Annotated in this window: 15 protein-coding genes; 7 read left to right on the top strand and 8 right to left on the bottom strand. The window is 63.7% G+C overall.

Annotated elements, in window-relative coordinates; translation table 11 throughout:
* Positions 1–491: 491 nt before the first annotated feature.
* Entirely contained in the window at positions 492–2,147 is a 1,656-nt protein-coding gene (ettA, locus tag AXZ77_RS16115) for an energy-dependent translational throttle protein EttA (protein ID WP_098411935.1), read from the bottom strand.
* Between the two features lie 282 nt (positions 2,148–2,429).
* Between ettA and AXZ77_RS16110 the strand changes: the two genes are divergently transcribed.
* The 3 genes from AXZ77_RS16110 to AXZ77_RS16100 all read left to right on the top strand — a co-directional run bounded on the left by AXZ77_RS16110 (position 2,430) and on the right by AXZ77_RS16100 (position 4,464).
* A complete protein-coding gene (locus AXZ77_RS16110; protein WP_098411934.1) occupies positions 2,430–2,762 on the top strand; it encodes a hypothetical protein in 333 nt (110 codons plus the stop codon).
* Positions 2,763–3,038: 276 nt separating this feature from the next.
* On the top strand, positions 3,039–3,590 hold the full coding sequence (locus AXZ77_RS16105; protein WP_098411933.1) for a hypothetical protein: 552 nt from the start codon (positions 3,039–3,041) through the stop codon (positions 3,588–3,590).
* Positions 3,591–3,702: 112 nt separating this feature from the next.
* Complete coding sequence (locus AXZ77_RS16100; RefSeq protein WP_083078451.1) at positions 3,703–4,464, top strand: ion channel; 762 nt, start codon at positions 3,703–3,705, stop codon at positions 4,462–4,464.
* A gap of 3 nt (positions 4,465–4,467) precedes the next feature.
* Here AXZ77_RS16100 and AXZ77_RS16095 read toward each other — a convergent pair whose 3' ends face one another.
* Both AXZ77_RS16095 and rimO read right to left on the bottom strand, forming a co-directional pair.
* Positions 4,468–4,938 (bottom strand): CAP domain-containing protein, encoded by a 471-nt coding sequence (locus tag AXZ77_RS16095; RefSeq protein ID WP_098411932.1) that lies wholly within the window; start codon positions 4,936–4,938, stop codon positions 4,468–4,470.
* Positions 4,935–6,320 carry a 30S ribosomal protein S12 methylthiotransferase RimO gene (rimO, locus tag AXZ77_RS16090; protein WP_098411931.1) on the bottom strand — a complete coding sequence of 462 codons (1,386 nt, stop codon included), beginning with the start codon at positions 6,318–6,320 and terminating at the stop codon, positions 4,935–4,937. Before rimO ends, AXZ77_RS16095 begins: the two co-directional genes overlap by 4 nt.
* Positions 6,321–6,554: 234 nt before the next feature.
* On the opposite strand from rimO, the gene AXZ77_RS16085 reads away from it, so the two are divergent.
* Positions 6,555–7,805 carry an OmpP1/FadL family transporter gene (locus AXZ77_RS16085; protein ID WP_098411930.1) on the top strand — a complete coding sequence of 417 codons (1,251 nt, stop codon included), beginning with the start codon at positions 6,555–6,557 and terminating at the stop codon, positions 7,803–7,805.
* A 70-nt stretch (positions 7,806–7,875) separates the two neighbouring features.
* Here the strand turns inward: AXZ77_RS16085 and AXZ77_RS16080 are convergent, their stop codons facing one another.
* Positions 7,876–8,478 (bottom strand): GcrA family cell cycle regulator, encoded by a 603-nt coding sequence (locus AXZ77_RS16080; protein WP_078542153.1) that lies wholly within the window; start codon positions 8,476–8,478, stop codon positions 7,876–7,878.
* Between the two features lie 220 nt (positions 8,479–8,698).
* Here AXZ77_RS16080 and AXZ77_RS16075 point away from each other — a divergent pair, with 220 nt between their 5' ends.
* Positions 8,699–9,493: an ABC transporter permease gene (locus AXZ77_RS16075; protein WP_098411929.1), complete on the top strand. Its 795-nt coding sequence runs from the start codon at positions 8,699–8,701 to the stop codon at positions 9,491–9,493.
* Positions 9,494–9,519: 26 nt separating this feature from the next.
* On the opposite strand, the gene trpA is transcribed toward AXZ77_RS16075, so the two are convergent.
* On the bottom strand, positions 9,520–10,311 hold the full coding sequence (gene trpA / locus AXZ77_RS16070; RefSeq protein WP_078522591.1) for a tryptophan synthase subunit alpha: 792 nt from the start codon (positions 10,309–10,311) through the stop codon (positions 9,520–9,522).
* 104 nt (positions 10,312–10,415) lie between these two features.
* Positions 10,416–10,832: a VOC family protein gene (locus AXZ77_RS16065; protein ID WP_098411928.1), complete on the bottom strand. Its 417-nt coding sequence runs from the start codon at positions 10,830–10,832 to the stop codon at positions 10,416–10,418.
* A gap of 115 nt (positions 10,833–10,947) precedes the next feature.
* Here AXZ77_RS16065 and ychF point away from each other — a divergent pair, with 115 nt between their 5' ends.
* Positions 10,948–12,045 (top strand): redox-regulated ATPase YchF, encoded by a 1,098-nt coding sequence (gene ychF / locus AXZ77_RS16060; protein WP_078600446.1) that lies wholly within the window; start codon positions 10,948–10,950, stop codon positions 12,043–12,045.
* A 16-nt stretch (positions 12,046–12,061) separates the two neighbouring features.
* Here the strand turns inward: ychF and AXZ77_RS16055 are convergent, their stop codons facing one another.
* Both AXZ77_RS16055 and AXZ77_RS16050 read right to left on the bottom strand, forming a co-directional pair.
* Entirely contained in the window at positions 12,062–12,550 is a 489-nt protein-coding gene (locus AXZ77_RS16055; RefSeq protein WP_098411927.1) for a cupin domain-containing protein, read from the bottom strand.
* A 53-nt stretch (positions 12,551–12,603) separates the two neighbouring features.
* A complete protein-coding gene (locus AXZ77_RS16050) occupies positions 12,604–14,226 on the bottom strand; it encodes an acyl-CoA dehydrogenase family protein (RefSeq protein ID WP_098411926.1) in 1,623 nt (540 codons plus the stop codon).
* Positions 14,227–14,346: 120 nt separating this feature from the next.
* Between AXZ77_RS16050 and msrB the strand changes: the two genes are divergently transcribed.
* Positions 14,347–14,787 (top strand): peptide-methionine (R)-S-oxide reductase MsrB, encoded by a 441-nt coding sequence (msrB, locus tag AXZ77_RS16045; protein WP_098411925.1) that lies wholly within the window; start codon positions 14,347–14,349, stop codon positions 14,785–14,787.
* Positions 14,788–14,790: the final 3 nt, after the last annotated feature.

Here is a 14,790-nt window from a genome sequence, read left to right as displayed (position 1 = left end):
GGTGAGATGAGGCTGGTGTGTGTGGTTTTGGTTGGGGGGTGCAATCAGGCGGCCGAAGCCGCCTGACGCTTACACCAGAAGTGCGATGATTGTCAGGGCGAGAGAAATGGTGCCGATTACATCAGCATATGAAACTCGTCCCTCAATCTTGAATGAAAATCGCATGGGGTATCCCTCGCGCGATGCTCACCCGGGTGAGCGTGAAAAACACGCTCTGCATTTTTATACCGCCCTTTATGGCGGTTTGGCGTGCGTTATGGCCACTCGGCTCGCCAGTTCGACCGCTCCCCGCTCGGATCGTTCACGGCATTGCCGTGAGTTCCGCCGGACGGCCTTAGCGCGGCGCTGCTAGCGCCCCACACAGCCCCGCTAAGGGCTAACCAAGACGGGCATCCACATCGTGTGCGCCACGGTATTGGGTGCCACTAGGTTTAGGCGGAAAATCGATTCGCGCAAGAACAAAAAGTGATCTTGCGCGAACCGTCATTCGCTTACCGGCTGAACTTCTTATACTTCACCCGTTTCGGCTCCACGGCATCCGGACCCAGGCGACGGATCTTGTCTTCCTCGTAATCCTCGAAGTTGCCCTCGAAGAATTCCACATGGGCGTCGCCCTCAAAGGCGAGGATGTGGGTGCAGAGGCGGTCGAGGAAGAAGCGGTCGTGCGAGATGATGATCGCGTTGCCGGCGAAGTCTTCGATCGCGGCTTCCAGCGCCTGCAGGGTTTCGACGTCCAGATCGTTGGTCGGTTCGTCGAGCAGCAGCACGTTGCCGCCTTCTTTCAGCAGCTTGGCCATGTGGACGCGGTTGCGCTCACCACCCGAGAGCAGACCCACCTTCTTCTGCTGGTCGCCGCCCTTGAAGTTGAACGCGCCGCAATAGGCACGGCTGTTGACCTGCGCATCGCCCAGTTCGATCAGCTCGGCCCCGCCGGAGATTTCCTCCCAGACGGTCTTGTTCGCATCCAGCGCGTCGCGCGACTGGTCGACATAGGCCAGCTTGACCGTGTCGCCGACGGTGATCTCGCCGGTGTCAGGCTTGTCCTGACCGGTGATCATGCGGAACAGCGTGGATTTACCGGCGCCGTTCGGGCCGATCACGCCGACGATGGCGCCCGGCGGGATCGAGAAGGACAGGTTCTCGATCAGTTGCTTGTCGCCGTAATGTTTCGAGATGCCCTCGACCTCGATCACCTTGCCCCCCAGACGCGGGCCGTTCGGGATGATGATCTGGGCCTTGCCGACGCGCTCGCGCTCGGACTGGTCCGCCATCTTCTCATAGGCCGAGATACGCGCTTTGGACTTCGCCTGACGCGCTTTGGCGCCGGCGCGGATCCACTGAAGTTCCTTCTCGAGGACTTTCTGCTTGGCCTTGTCCTCGCGGGCTTCCTGCTCGAGGCGCTTGGCTTTCTGCTCCAGCCATGCGGAGTAGTTGCCCTCATAGGGGATGCCGCGGCCGCGCTCGAGTTCGAGGATCCACGAGGTGATGTCGTCGAGGAAGTAACGGTCGTGCGTGACGCAGAGGATCGTGCCCTTGTATTCGATCAGGTGCTTTTGCAGCCAGGCGATGGTTTCCGCGTCGAGGTGGTTGGTCGGTTCGTCGAGCAGCAGCATGTCGGGCGCTTCGAGCAGCAGCTTGCACAGCGCGACCCGGCGGCGCTCACCGCCCGAGAGGGTTTCGACATCGGCCTCGTCGGGCGGGCAGCGCAGGGCTTCCATCGCGACGTCGACCTGGCTGTCCAGATCCCAGAGGTTTTCCGAGTCGATCTCGTCCTGCAGCTGGGCCATCTCCTCGGCGGTCTCGTCCGAGTAGTTCATCGCCAGCTCGTTGAAACGCTCCAGCTTGGCTTTCTTGGCGGCCACGCCTTCCATGACGTTGCCGCGCACGTTCAGCGCCGGGTCCAGATCGGGCTCCTGCGGGAGGTAGCCGACTTTCGCGCCTTTCGCGGCCCAGGCCTCGCCCGAGAAATCCTTGTCGATTCCCGCCATGATGCGCAGCAGCGTGGATTTACCCGCGCCGTTGACGCCCACGACGCCGATCTTCACGCCGGGCAGGAAGGACAGGCGGATGTTTTCGAAGCATTTCTTGCCACCCGGATAGGTCTTCGAGACACCATCCATGTGATAGACATATTGATAGGACGCCATGGTCGACCTCGTTTGGAATAAGGGGTTTGGGCGCCTTCTATGCGGAAAGCCGGCATAGGGAAAGGGGGCGTGGCGGGGGCCTACGGGCGAGCCTGCCGCTTCTGTCGTTTAACTGTCATTTTTCAACGTGCGCAAATGCGCAGAACTGTGTGTGAAAAGTGTGGTTTTCTGCGAATGCGAACGGTCCTAAATCCCCCTCATCGCCGAGGGCACAGACGCTTCCCCCTGTCGCTTCGCTCTCGGTGAGAAGCACAACACGCGTATTCGTATAGGAGAGTAACAATGAAAACGCTGATCACGACTTCGGTCCTCGCCCTCGCCCTGAGCACCTCGCTGGCCGCTGCTGGCGGTGACGGCTACGGCTCCATCGCACCGTCGATGTCGCAAAGCTCCTCGGCCAGCAAAGGCTCGGCTGTTGGTGAAGTGACCCCCGGCAAAGCGCAGATCGCAGCCCAGCTCGGCCTGAACCCGGCTGAATACACCACCGCTGAACTGTTCCGCATCCAGAACGCGCTGCGCAACGGTAACCGCGAAGAGGCGAAATACGTCATCGACCACACCAACCGTCAGCCGGTTGACGTGGCGCCGCAGCCCGTGATGGGCCGTGACGCGTAAGATCGACGCAGTCTTCTGACCGAAAACGGCCCCCTCAGGGGGCCGTTTCTATATCCGGCCCATCGTGCCGGTTTCTTTCGAGAAATACGGTTTCCTTTTGTATTCCAGTCACTTCACGGAATCCGGACTGGATGAGAGTTCCCTGTGTGTATGTGTTTGAGTGAACACGGGGCGGGGCCAAAACGGCCTTTTGTGCGACGGGTGAGGTCATATGTCGGGGTCATCGGCGCCAGATGGTGCCGCTGGAAATTAACCTGCTGATGAAAGGACTTCATCATGACCCGCAATCTTCTGACCACTGCTATCGCAGCCCTCGCACTGACCGCTGGCTCCGCCGGGATCGCCTCGGCCGCCACGACCCAAGCCGGGGCCGACAATGGTACGGATTTGGGTGTCATCGCCCCTTCGATGACGCCGCAACCCCAAGCGTCGTCGATGGTCGTCAACGCCACCAATCAGGGCAAGACCCAGATCGCGGCGCAGCTGCAAACCTTCGCCGGTCTGAACAATGTCGATCCCACGCAATATTCGGTGGGTGAGTTGCAGAAGATGTTGCACGCGGCCCGTAACGGCGATGTCGCCAAGCTCGCCTATTACCGCAGCCACGCGGACCGGCAGTTGGGCGGTCCCGGCCTTGGCGAGACCACGCCGGGCAAGACCCAGATGGCCGAGCAGCTTGGGCTCAACCCAGATGACTACACCGTGGCCCAGCTCCAGCGCATCCAGCATGACGTGCAGCGCGGACGTTACGGCGACGCCAATTACATCGTGACCCAAGGCGCCTCGTCGCAGCCCGCGATGATGCTGTTCGCGCCCAGTGCGCAATGAGCTGATATGAGCTGTCTCCACGAAAAGGGCGGTCCTCCGGGGCCGCCTTTTTCATGCGCTTTGACAGGGCGTTCAAAGCCTGTATCCCTGAGCGAAGACGATGGGAGAGACGATGCTCAAGACGCTGCACCATTACTACGAGGAGGATTCCCGCCGTGCCCATGCGTTTCGCTACGCGCTTCTGGCCTTCGATCTTGCCACGATCCTCTTCGTCATCGTCACCTCCTTCTTCCCGCACACGGTCACGATCGAAGTCATCGATGCGGTGATCGGCGTCGTGATCGTGGCGGATTTCCTCGCCCGCTACGCGATCTCGGACGAGAAGGTCCGCTTCTGGACCCGTGCGGCGACATGGGCGGACATCATCGCGATCGGGTCGTTCCTCGCGCCGATCGCAGGGGAGGGGCTGGGCTTCCTGCGGATCCTGCGGACGTTGCGACTGCTACATACCTATCAGCTCATGGCGCGGCTGCGTCACGACTTCAAATTCTTCCGCCATCATCAAGAAATCATCATCGCCGCCATCAATCTGGGCGTGTTCCTCTTCGTGATGACCGGGCTGATCTATGCCACGCAGGTGCGGATCAATCCGCAGATTTCGAACTATGCCGACGCGCTCTATTTCACCGTGACCACGCTAACCACGACGGGGTTCGGGGACATTACGCCCAAGGGCGAATGGGGGCGGATGATCTCGGTCGCCATCATGATCTTCGGCGTCACGCTGTTCTTGCGGCTCGCGCAGGTGCTGTTCCGACCCACGAAGGTGCGCCATGAATGCCCGACCTGCGGCCTGAGCCTGCACGACGCCGATGCGATCCACTGCAAGCATTGCGGCGAGGTCATCCACATCGACACCGAAGGGCTGACCTGAGCTTCAGCAGGGCTTCGCGAGCACCATCACATACCACGGACCCTTGCCGTCGCGCTGGGGCACGACCGCCACGCCGATATGGGTGATCCCACGCAGCAGGATGTTGCGGCGATGGCCGGGCGAGTGCATCCAGTCGTCGAAGGTGATACGCGGGTTGCGCTGGCCCATCGCGATATTCTCGGCGATCAGGCAGGCGCGGAAGCCTTCGCGTTTGGCCCGGGTCAGCACGTCCGAGCCGTCCGAGCCCTTATGGTCGAAGAAGCCCTTGCGCGCCATGTCGCAGGCCTGCGCCTCGGCAGTGGCGATCAGGCGCGGGTCCATCTCGACCGGGTTCAGCCCGTTCACCTGACGCTGCTGCGAGGCTGCTTTCGCGATCACCCAGCCCAGCCCGTCATTGATGTAGCACCCGTTGGCCTGCGCCGCGACGGGCAGCAGGCCGGCAAGCAATGCGAGCAGAGCGAGTATGCGGATCAAACGAGCCTTCCCCAGAGATCGTATTCCGAGGCCTCATCGACCTCGACCGTCACGATATCACCGGGGCTGAGATTCTCGAAATCCTCATCGATGAAGAGGTTGCCGTCGATCTCGGGCGCGTCCGCCTTAGTGCGGCAGGTGGCGCCTTCGGCATCGACCGCATCGACGATCACCTGCTGGACGCTGCCGACCTTGGCTTGCAGCTTCGCTTCGGAAATCGCCTGCGCCTTCTCCATGAAGCGGTTCCAGCGGTCCTGCTTCACCTCGTCGGGCACGTGATCGGGCAGGGTGTTGGAGCGCGCGCCCTCGACGTTTTCATATTGGAAGCAGCCGACGCGATCGAGCTGCGCCTCGTCCATCCAGTCGAGCAGGTACTGGAACTCGTCCTCGGTCTCGCCGGGATAGCCCACGATGAAGGTCGAGCGCAGCGTGATATCCGGGCAGGCCGCGCGCCATGCCGCGATCTCGTCGAGCGTCTTGGCCGAGGCCGCGGGCCGTGCCATCCGCTTGAGCACATCCGGGTGGGCGTGCTGGAACGGAATGTCGAGGTAGGGCAGTACGCCGCCGCCGTTTTCCTGAGCCTCCGCCATCAGCGGGATCAGGTTGCGCACATGCGGGTAGGGGTAGACGTAATGCAGCCGCACCCACGCGCCGAGCGATCCCAGATCACGCGCGAGATCGGTGATATGCGCGCGGTGGCCCCGCTCTTCGGCATGTTTGATATCGACGCCGTAAGCGGACGTGTCTTGGCTGATCACCAGCAATTCACGCACGCCCGCGCCGACGAGCTTCTCGGCCTCGCGCACGATCGCATGGGCCGGGCGGCTGACGAGGCGGCCGCGCATGTCGGGGATGATGCAGAACTTGCACTTGTGGTTACAGCCTTCGGAAATCTTCAGATAGCTGTAATGGCGTGGCGTCAGCTTCACGCCCGCCGCGGGCAGCAGATCGACGAAAGGATCGGGATCGGGCGGTACGGCGGCATGGACCGCGTCCAGCACCTGCTCGTATTGATGCGGTCCGGTCACGGCGAGCACGGAAGGGTGCGTGCCGGTGATATATTCGGGCTCCGCACCCAGGCAGCCGGTCACGATGACCCGGCCGTTTTCATTCAGCGCCTCGCCGATCGCCTCGAGGCTTTCCGCCTTGGCGCTGTCAAGAAACCCGCAGGTATTCACGATCACCGCATCCGCACCCGCGTAATCGGGCGAGATCGCGTAACCCTCGGCGCGCAGCCGCGTCAGGATGCGTTCGCTGTCGACCAGTGCCTTGGGGCAGCCAAGCGAGACCATCCCGATCAGCGGCTGACCGGGGCGGGGGGCATCCGAGATGCGCGCGCGGGGCGCGAGATCGGGACGCAGGTTCGGAGGGTTTGTGCTCATGGCGCGCGATATAGCCCTTGCAGAGCGTTCCGAAAAGCCCCCCGCGTGACGGACGGCATTCCCATGGCGTGAGGGGCGGATTTCGGCCCGACACACGGCAAACGAGAAAACGCTTGCCAGATCAGGTATATTTAAAGTTGAATATTTGAAGCTGTTTTCGAAACGGCACAGCCGAGGCGTAGGGGGGAAGGGAGAGCCTGCCTGCGCGACAACCGGCTCAGAGGGAGGAATATAATGCAGAAGTTTGGAATACCCCGTTTTGCGGGGGCGGTTTCGTTGTGCCTGGCGTTGGGCGTTCCGGGTGTCGCAAGCGCGACCGAGGGCTACTTCGCCCTTGCCTACGGGCCCGCGCAGCGCGGTGTCGCCGGGGCGGGGGTGGCCTATTCGGTCGACCCTATGTCGGCGGCGATCAACCCCGCGAATATCGCCGATATCGGCCACGCGATGACCTTCGGGCTCGAGGCCTTCTCGCCGCGGCGGGGGTTCGATGCGAACGAGTCCCCCCCTTTGCCCAATGGTGGGGCAGATTCGGGGCATGACTGGTTTGCGATCCCGAATTTCGGCTATAACCGCCCGCTGGAAGGCGGCGGCGCGCTGAACGTCATGGTCTATGGCAATGGCGGGATGAATACGAGCTACCCCGATGTCGCGAACCCGAACTGCGGGGTAGCAACCGGAATTTTCTGCGATGGCAAGGCGGGCGTCGATCTGATGCAGATGTTCGTCTCGGTCGGTTACGGGCGCAAGGACGGAAATCTCAGTTGGGGTGTCGCACCGACCTTTGCCGTGCAGCGCTTCGCGGCACGCGGTATTTCATCTCTCTCGGGAAGCTCGGTCGATCCAACGAATTTCTCGGGCAGAGGCTACGACATCTCCACCGGGTTCGGCCTGCGCGCCGGTCTGAAATACGAGATCTCGCCGCAGGTCACGGTAGGCCTCGCGGGGCAGACCCGCTTCAAGATGTCGAAATTCGACAAATATGCCGGGCTCTTCGAAGATGCGGGCAGCTTCGACATTCCCGCCTCGATCAGCGCGGGCGTCACCTTCAAGCCGCGCAGCGATGTGGCGTTGATGCTCGATTATCAGCGGATCTTCTACAGCAATATCGCTGCGGTCGGAAATTCCAATACCAACGGGCTTTTCGGGGCCAAGGGCGGCGCGGGCTTTGGCTGGGACGATGTGGATGTCGTCCGGATCGGCGCGGAATGGCAGCAGACGCCGGATATGACGTGGCGCGCGGGCTATGCCTACGCGACGAACCCGATCGGCAAGGAAGACGTGATGCTGGGCGTGCTCGCACCCGGTGTGGTCGAGCATCATTTCAGCTTCGGCGGGGCGAAGAAGCTCAACGAGCGCGACACGTTCGATTTCGCGATCAACTATGTCGCGCCGCATAAGGTCAAAGGGCCGGGCATGTTCAATGGCGATGTCGAATTGGACATGCACCAATTCTCGGCCTCGGTCGGCTGGACCCGGCGGTTCTGACCCTCCGGCCATCGACCAAAGAAAAAGGGCGCCTCGCGGGGCGCCCTTTGAAATTGGTATCGCGGTTGCCTCAGCGGCGACGGTCGCGGCGCGAGCTCATCGGCTGGAAGGCGACGCCGACATGGGCCTCGCAATAGGGCTTGCCGGATTGGCTCGGCAGGCCGCAGAACCAGAATTCTTCGGTCGCGGGGTCGCCGATCGGCCATTTGCAGGTGCGCTCGGTCAGTTCCATCAGGCCAAGCTTCTTGGCGTGTTTCTCGACCTCACCGACCTTGGCCAGCGCGGCCGGGTCGATCTCGTTGGCGGAGGGCTGCGGCGGCAGCGGCTGACCGGCGGGGATGATCGCCTTGCGCGCGGGCGCGGCCGACGGGGCTGCGGCCTGAGCGGGCGCGGGGCTTGCCGGTTTCGCGGCGGGCTTGGGCTCGGGCGCCTCGGCTGCGGGCTGCGCGGCGGGCTTCTCTGCCTTCGCCTCGACCTTCTCGGGCTTGGCTTTCGGCTCGGGTTTCGCGGGCTCTGCTGCGCCGCCGGTGCGGTTCGACAGGCCGAGGCGATGCACCTTGCCGATCACCGCGTTGCGCGTCACACCGCCCAGCTCTTTCGCGATCTGGCTGGCCGATTGGCCTTCGGTCCACATCTTCTTGAGCAATTCGACGCGTTCATCGGTCCAGGACATGGGCATCCTTCCTTGGTTTCCTGCAAGTCCGTCTTGCAGGCCATTCCAGTTTCTATCCCTATTTTAGCGGGAGAGCGCAGAGATACAATCGCGAGGCCCGCTTTTCAAGGCCCGCGAGGACGTCCGGAGCAGTGCGCAAGCGGGAAACCAGCTGTGCGCGGGCTGCGTTGAGCTGCGGGCCGCAAGCGTGTAGGGAGCGGGCAACAACGGGAGTATCAGGATGTACGAGATCGGCGTGCGCCGTTTTGGCGCGGTGAACTGGATGGGCCTGCGGATGCTGGGGTGGCGCGAGATTCGCCGCTTTCTCGCGGTCTGGCAGCAGACGGTGCTGGCGCCGCTGATCACCGCCGGTCTGTTCCTGACCGTCTTTGCGCTGGCTTTCGGGCGCAACCGCGCCGATGTTCTGGGCGTCGATTTCCTGCATTTCATCGCGCCGGGCATCCTGATGATGACGGTGATCCAGAACGCTTTCGCCAACACATCTAGCTCGATCGTGATCGCGAAGGTGCAGGGCAATATCGTCGACACGCTGATGCCGCCGCTTGCGCCGTGGGAAATCCTCGTGGGTTATCTAACCGGCGCGGTGGCGCGGGCGCTGATCGTGGCGGTCGTGATCTGGCTCGGGCTGTTTGCCGTGCTGGGGCAGGGGATTGCGCATCCGCTCTGGGCGATTGCGGCGGTTGTGCTCGGCGCGGCCTTCCTTGGCGGTCTGGGCATTCTGGCTGCGGTCTTCGCCGACAAGTTCGACCAGATGGCGGCGATCACCAACTTCATCATCACGCCGCTGTCGTTCCTGTCAGGCACGTTCTACTCGGCCAAGGCGCTGCCGCCGGCGTTCCAGATCCTGACCCATTACAACCCGGTCTTCTACCTGATCGACATGGCACGCTTCGGGTTCCTGGGCGTGTCCGACGCCTCGCCGTGGCACGGGTTGGCCGTGATCTGCGCCGCGCTGGTCGTGGTTCTGGGGCTTGGCTGGTACTGGCTGCGCATCGGCTATCGCATGAAGCCGTGAGCCGCGCTTAAGCGGCGCGTGGCCGTTCAGGCCGAATGCGCGCCGCCCGCGAGGCCCTTCACGAAGTCCAGCACCTCCGCCACCGGCTTGCCCTCCGCGATCTCTTTCACGATGGCCGAGCCCACGACGCAGCCATCGGCCACGCCCGCGATGGTCTTCGCGGCTTCGGGCGTCGTGATGCCGAAGCCCACGATCACCGGCAGATCGGTCTTCGCCTTGATCCGGGCGACTTCCGGGCCGACCTCGGTCGCCTGCGCGGCCTGAGAACCGGTAATCCCCGTCACCGAGACGTAATAGACGAAGCCCGAGGTGTTCTGCAGCACTTTCGGCAGACGCTTGTCATCGGTCGTCGGCGTCGCGAGGCGGATGAAGTTGATCCCGGCGGCCTGCGCGGGGATGCAAAGCTCGACATCTTCCTCGGGCGGCAGGTCGACCACGATCAGCCCGTCGATCCCGGCAGCCTTCGCATCCTCCAAGAAGCGATCGACGCCGCGCGAATAGATCGGGTTGTAATAGCCCATCAGCACGATCGGCGTGGTGTCGTCGGTCTTGCGGAACTCCGCCGCCATATCGAGCGTCTTCTGCAGCGTCTGCCCACCGTCGAGCGCGCGCTGGCCCGCCAGCTGGATCGTCGGACCGTCGGCCATCGGATCGGTGAAGGGCACGCCCAGTTCGATGATGTCGACGCCTGCCGCCGGCAGGCCCTTCATAACCTCGAGCGAGGTTTCCAGATCCGGGTCGCCCGCCATGATGTAGGAGACGAAGGCTTTCTTGCCCTCTTCCTTGAGGCTGGCGAATTTGGCGTCGATGCGAGTCATGGCGTCCCTCCGGCTGGTCCCGAAGCGGTTTGCGCGAAGAGGGCGGGAAAATCAATGCCTCGCGCGCGGTGTAGTGTTGTAGCGACGTCCCAGACGGCCTGCGCCTACATCTTCGAGGGGCCGTTGATCATCCACGCCGTGCCGAAACGGTCGCGCAGCATTCCGAACCCGTCGGCCCAGAACGTGTCGTCGAAAGGCATCATGACCTCCTCGGCCCCATCCATCAGCCGCTCGAAGATCGCCTTCGCGTCCTCCCGGCTGTCCGAGACATGCGAGATCGAGACCGAACTTTGCGGACGATCGCGCCCCTCGGGCCAATCCGAGGCCATCAGCGCGCCGTCGCCGAGCTTGATCAGCGCATGCATGATCCGCGCCTTGCCTGCCTCGCTCATGCCTTCGCTCGCCTCGGGCATGTCGCCATAGCGCATGATGAAGGGCGACTCGGTGCCGAAGAGCTCGGCATAGAAACGCATCGCCTCTTCGCAGTTTCCTTGAAAGTGAATGTAGGGTTCGAAACCCATCGCGGTCGCCTCCCTGAACAAGAAGGCCAGCCTATCACGATTCCGGCCCTCGCGCGCGCTTGCACCGGGGGCGGCCAATGAATAAGAAGCGCGCAGCCACAAACAGGAGGGCGAAATGGGTTTCAAGATGGGTATCGTGGGTCTGCCGAACGTGGGCAAATCCACCCTCTTCAACGCGCTGACCAAAACGGCGGCCGCGCAGGCGGCGAATTTCCCCTTCTGCACGATCGAGCCGAATGTCGGCGAAGTGGCCGTTCCCGATGAGCGGATCGACACGCTGGCGCAGATCGCCGGCTCGAAAGAGGTCATCCCGACCCGCATGACCTTCGTCGATATCGCGGGCCTCGTGAAAGGCGCCTCGAAAGGGGAAGGTCTGGGCAATCAGTTCCTCGCCAATATCCGCGAGGTCGATGCGATCGCCCATGTGCTGCGCTGCTTTGAGGACGGCGATGTGACCCATGTGGAGGGCCGCGTCGATCCGGTGGCAGATGCCGAGACCATCGAGACCGAGCTGATGATCGCCGATCTCGAAAGCCTCGAGAAGCGCATCGCGAACCTCGCCCGCAAGGTGAAATCCGGCGACAAGGAAGCGAAGGAGGCGATGCGTCTTCTCGAGCAGGCGAAGGAAGCACTGGAAGCTGGCCGCCCCGCGCGCACCGTCGAGGTGTCCGAGGACGACCGCAAGGCGTGGAACATGCTGCAGCTGCTGACCGCCAAGCCGGTTCTCTATGTCTGCAATGTCGAGGAAGGCTCCGCCGCGACCGGCAACTCGAAATCCGAGGCCGTGGCGAAGATGGCCGCCGAGCAAGGCGCCGGGACCGTCGTGATCTCGGCCAAGATCGAAGAGGAAATCTCGCAGCTCGACGCCGAGGAAGCCGAGATGTTCCTCGAAGAGATGGGTCTGGAAGAGGCCGGTCTCGACCGCCTGATCCGCGCGGGCTACGACCTGCTCGGCCTGCAGACCTATTTCACCGTCGGCCCGAAGGAGGCCCGCGCCTGGACGATCCGCAAGGGCACGCTGGCCCCGGCGGCGGCGGGCGTCATCCACGGCGATTTCGAGCGCGGCTTCATCCGCGCCGAGACGGTCTCCTACGATGACTACGTCGCCAACAAGGGCGAAGCGGGCGCGAAAGAGGCGGGCAAGTTCCGCGTCGAAGGCAAGACCTACGAAGTGAAAGACGGCGACGTCCTGCACTTCCTGTTCAACGCGTGAACCTCGGCTGGGGGCGTTACTTCTTCGCCCCCGCCGTGACCTCCGTGATCGCGTCGGCATCCACCATCTGCCACGCCATTCCCGCATTGCGGTAAAGCCGTTTACCCAAGTCGGGATAATCGCCGACGTCATGGGCCAAGCGCTGACCCATCACGAGAAGCCGCAACATCTCCGATCCGGTATTCTCGATCGTATGGGCCGCGCCGCCCGCCCGGTAGCCGATGAAATCGCCCGGACCGATCGCGTGACGCTCTTCGCCGATCCGCGCGGTCGCCTCGCCGCTGAGGACGAAGATCGCCTCGTCCTCATGGTGGTGGCGGTGAAACTCGGTACTCTCGCAGCCGGGCTCGACCTCGATGATATGCACCCCGATCCCGGTCAGCCCCGTCGCATCGCCAAGGCTCTTGTTGATCCGCCGCGCATTCGGGTTGAGAAAATGCGTCTTCGCCAGCCCTTCCATCGCCGCGATCTCATCGGCCCGGATCAAATACCGGTCTTCGCTCATCGCGCCCCTCCTTCTCCTTGATCCAAATATCCCCGCCGGAGGCTTCCGCCGTCTCAGCCAGCGATCCGATCCAGAATAGCAGAGACATCGCTGCCCGCCATCGCCCCCGTGGTCCGGCCCGCCTCGCCCGCGAGCCGCGTCGCGACGAAGGCGTCGCTCACCGCCGCAGGTGCATTTCGGATCAGCAGCGACGCGGTCAGGAGCAATGCCAGCCGTTCCGCGAACCAGCGCGCCTCGGCCTCGGGCGGCAGGGCGGGCCAGCGGGCGAGGTGATCGGCCAGCGCCGCGTCATAGCGCGGATCGGTGCCGCGCGCGGCGTCCAGTTCCGCGCGCAGCATCTCCGCCGCCAGCGGCTCCTTGGCCAAGGTCCGCAGGATGTCGAGACAGATCACATTGCCCGAGCCTTCCCAGATGCCGTTCAACGGGGCTTCGCGGTAGAGCATCGGCATCGGCGTGTCCTCGACATATCCAATGCCGCCCAGCACCTCCATCGCCTCGTAGGTCACGATGGGGCAGCGCTTGTTGCCGTAGTATTTCGCGAGCGCCACGCCGATCCGGGCGAAGGCGCGATCCTCGGGGCGCGTGCTGTCGAAGGCCTCCGCCACCCGCATCCCCAGCGTCAGCGCGCCTTCCCAATCCAGCGTCAGATCGGCCAGAACCGCGCGCATCAGCGGCTGATCGATCAGGCGGCGCTGGAAGGCGGAGCGATGTGTCGCCCAGTGATGCGCTCCGGAAATCGCGGCGCGCATCAGGCCCGCAGGGGCCAGCGCCGTGTCGAGCCGGGTGTGATGCACCATCTCGATGATCGTGGCGACGCCCCGACCTTCCTCGCCCAGAAGATCGGCCACAGCGCCCTCATATTCGATCTCGGAGGACGCGTTGGAGCGATTGCCCAGCTTGTCCTTCAGCCGCTGAATACGGATCGCGTTGCGCTCGCCTTCCAGCCATCGCGGCACGAGGAAGCAACTGAGCCCGTTGTCGGTCTGCGCCAGCGTCAGGAACCCGTCCGACATCGGCGCAGAGCAGAACCACTTATGCCCGGTCAGCCGCCAATGCCCGTCGGCGCGCTCGGTTCGCGTGCTGTTGGCACGCACGTCCGAGCCGCCCTGCTTCTCGGTCATCGCCATGCCGAGCGTCGCGCCGGTCTTCTCGCCCACCGGCAGCACGCGGGGGTCATAGCTGCGCGCGGTCAGTTTCGGGCGCCAGAGCGCGGCGGTCTCGGGCGTGGCGTCGAGCGCGGGCACGGCGGCATAGGTCATCGTCATCGGGCAGCAGCTGCCGGGTTCGATCTGGCTTGCGAGATAGACCATCGCGGCATGGGTGGCATGACCGCCCTTCGCGCCCTCCCACGGCAGCGCGGCGTAGCCTGCCCCGATACCTGCCTCCATGAAACGATGATAGGCAGGATGAAAGCGCACCTCGTCGAGCCGCCGCCCGCCCATATCGAAGAGGCGCAGCTCCGGCAGGTAGCGGTTCGCGTCGCGGCCCGCCTCGCGCATCTCCACGGTGCCGAGCGTCTGGCCGTAATCCGACAGCGCCTCGATCTGACCGCCCGCGCGCGAAACCGCCTCGCGCAGCGGCGCGTCCGTGGCGTAGAGATCGACGTCGCCACGTGCGGACGGCTGGTTCTCGACGCGGTGGGTGGGTAGATCGGCGCGGGGATCGGGTGTGGTCATGGTCGGCTCCTCCTGATCCGGATGGTAGGCTTGCGCCGTAGAACATGCGAGCGAAACGCGGCGGCAGGGGTTTTCTAAGCCCGCGCGCCGCCTAGATCAGGCGCGAAAGGGAGACCCATCATGAGCAACTGGCAGAAATCCGACGAGGCGATCGCGAAGCTCACCCCCGAGCAATATCGCGTCACCCAGCAAAACGGCACCGAACGGGCCTTCACCGGCGAATATGACAACCACGCCGCCAAGGGCATCTATGTCGACGTGGTCTCGGGCGAGCCGCTTTTCGCCTCATCGACCAAATACAACGCGGGCTGCGGCTGGCCGTCCTTCACCAAGCCGCTGATCGACGATCATGTCGTGGAATTGACCGATACCAGCCACGGGATGACCCGGGTCGAGGTGCGCTCGAAACATGGTGATAGCCATCTGGGCCATGTCTTCCCCGACGGGCCGCGCGATCAGGGCGGTCTGCGCTATTGCATCAACTCCGCCTCGCTGCGCTTCGTGCCTTACGAGGAGATGGAGGCCGAGGGCTACGGCGACTACATGGACCGGGTCGAGTAAGCA

The sequence above is a fragment of the Thioclava sp. ES.031 genome, from assembly GCF_002563775.1.
Lineage (GTDB): Bacteria > Pseudomonadota > Alphaproteobacteria > Rhodobacterales > Rhodobacteraceae > Thioclava.
This window is presented reverse-complemented; position numbering and strand designations above follow the sequence as displayed.

Bases quoted from the DNA above. Each gene is read 5' to 3' on its own strand.
- ettA (WP_098411935.1), bottom strand. From the start codon at position 2,147: ATGGCGTCCTATCAATATGTCTATCACATGGATGGTGTCTCGAAGACC.
- AXZ77_RS16110 (WP_098411934.1), top strand. From the start codon at position 2,430: ATGAAAACGCTGATCACGACTTCGGTCCTCGCCCTCGCCCTGAGCACC.
- AXZ77_RS16105 (WP_098411933.1), top strand. From the start codon at position 3,039: ATGACCCGCAATCTTCTGACCACTGCTATCGCAGCCCTCGCACTGACC.
- AXZ77_RS16100 (WP_083078451.1), top strand. From the start codon at position 3,703: ATGCTCAAGACGCTGCACCATTACTACGAGGAGGATTCCCGCCGTGCC.
- rimO (WP_098411931.1), bottom strand. From the start codon at position 6,320: ATGAGCACAAACCCTCCGAACCTGCGTCCCGATCTCGCGCCCCGCGCG.
- AXZ77_RS16085 (WP_098411930.1), top strand. From the start codon at position 6,555: ATGCAGAAGTTTGGAATACCCCGTTTTGCGGGGGCGGTTTCGTTGTGC.
- AXZ77_RS16080 (WP_078542153.1), bottom strand. From the start codon at position 8,478: ATGTCCTGGACCGATGAACGCGTCGAATTGCTCAAGAAGATGTGGACC.
- AXZ77_RS16075 (WP_098411929.1), top strand. From the start codon at position 8,699: ATGTACGAGATCGGCGTGCGCCGTTTTGGCGCGGTGAACTGGATGGGC.
- trpA (WP_078522591.1), bottom strand. From the start codon at position 10,311: ATGACTCGCATCGACGCCAAATTCGCCAGCCTCAAGGAAGAGGGCAAG.
- AXZ77_RS16065 (WP_098411928.1), bottom strand. From the start codon at position 10,832: ATGGGTTTCGAACCCTACATTCACTTTCAAGGAAACTGCGAAGAGGCG.
- ychF (WP_078600446.1), top strand. From the start codon at position 10,948: ATGGGTTTCAAGATGGGTATCGTGGGTCTGCCGAACGTGGGCAAATCC.
- AXZ77_RS16055 (WP_098411927.1), bottom strand. From the start codon at position 12,550: ATGAGCGAAGACCGGTATTTGATCCGGGCCGATGAGATCGCGGCGATG.
- AXZ77_RS16050 (WP_098411926.1), bottom strand. From the start codon at position 14,226: ATGACCACACCCGATCCCCGCGCCGATCTACCCACCCACCGCGTCGAG.
- msrB (WP_098411925.1), top strand. From the start codon at position 14,347: ATGAGCAACTGGCAGAAATCCGACGAGGCGATCGCGAAGCTCACCCCC.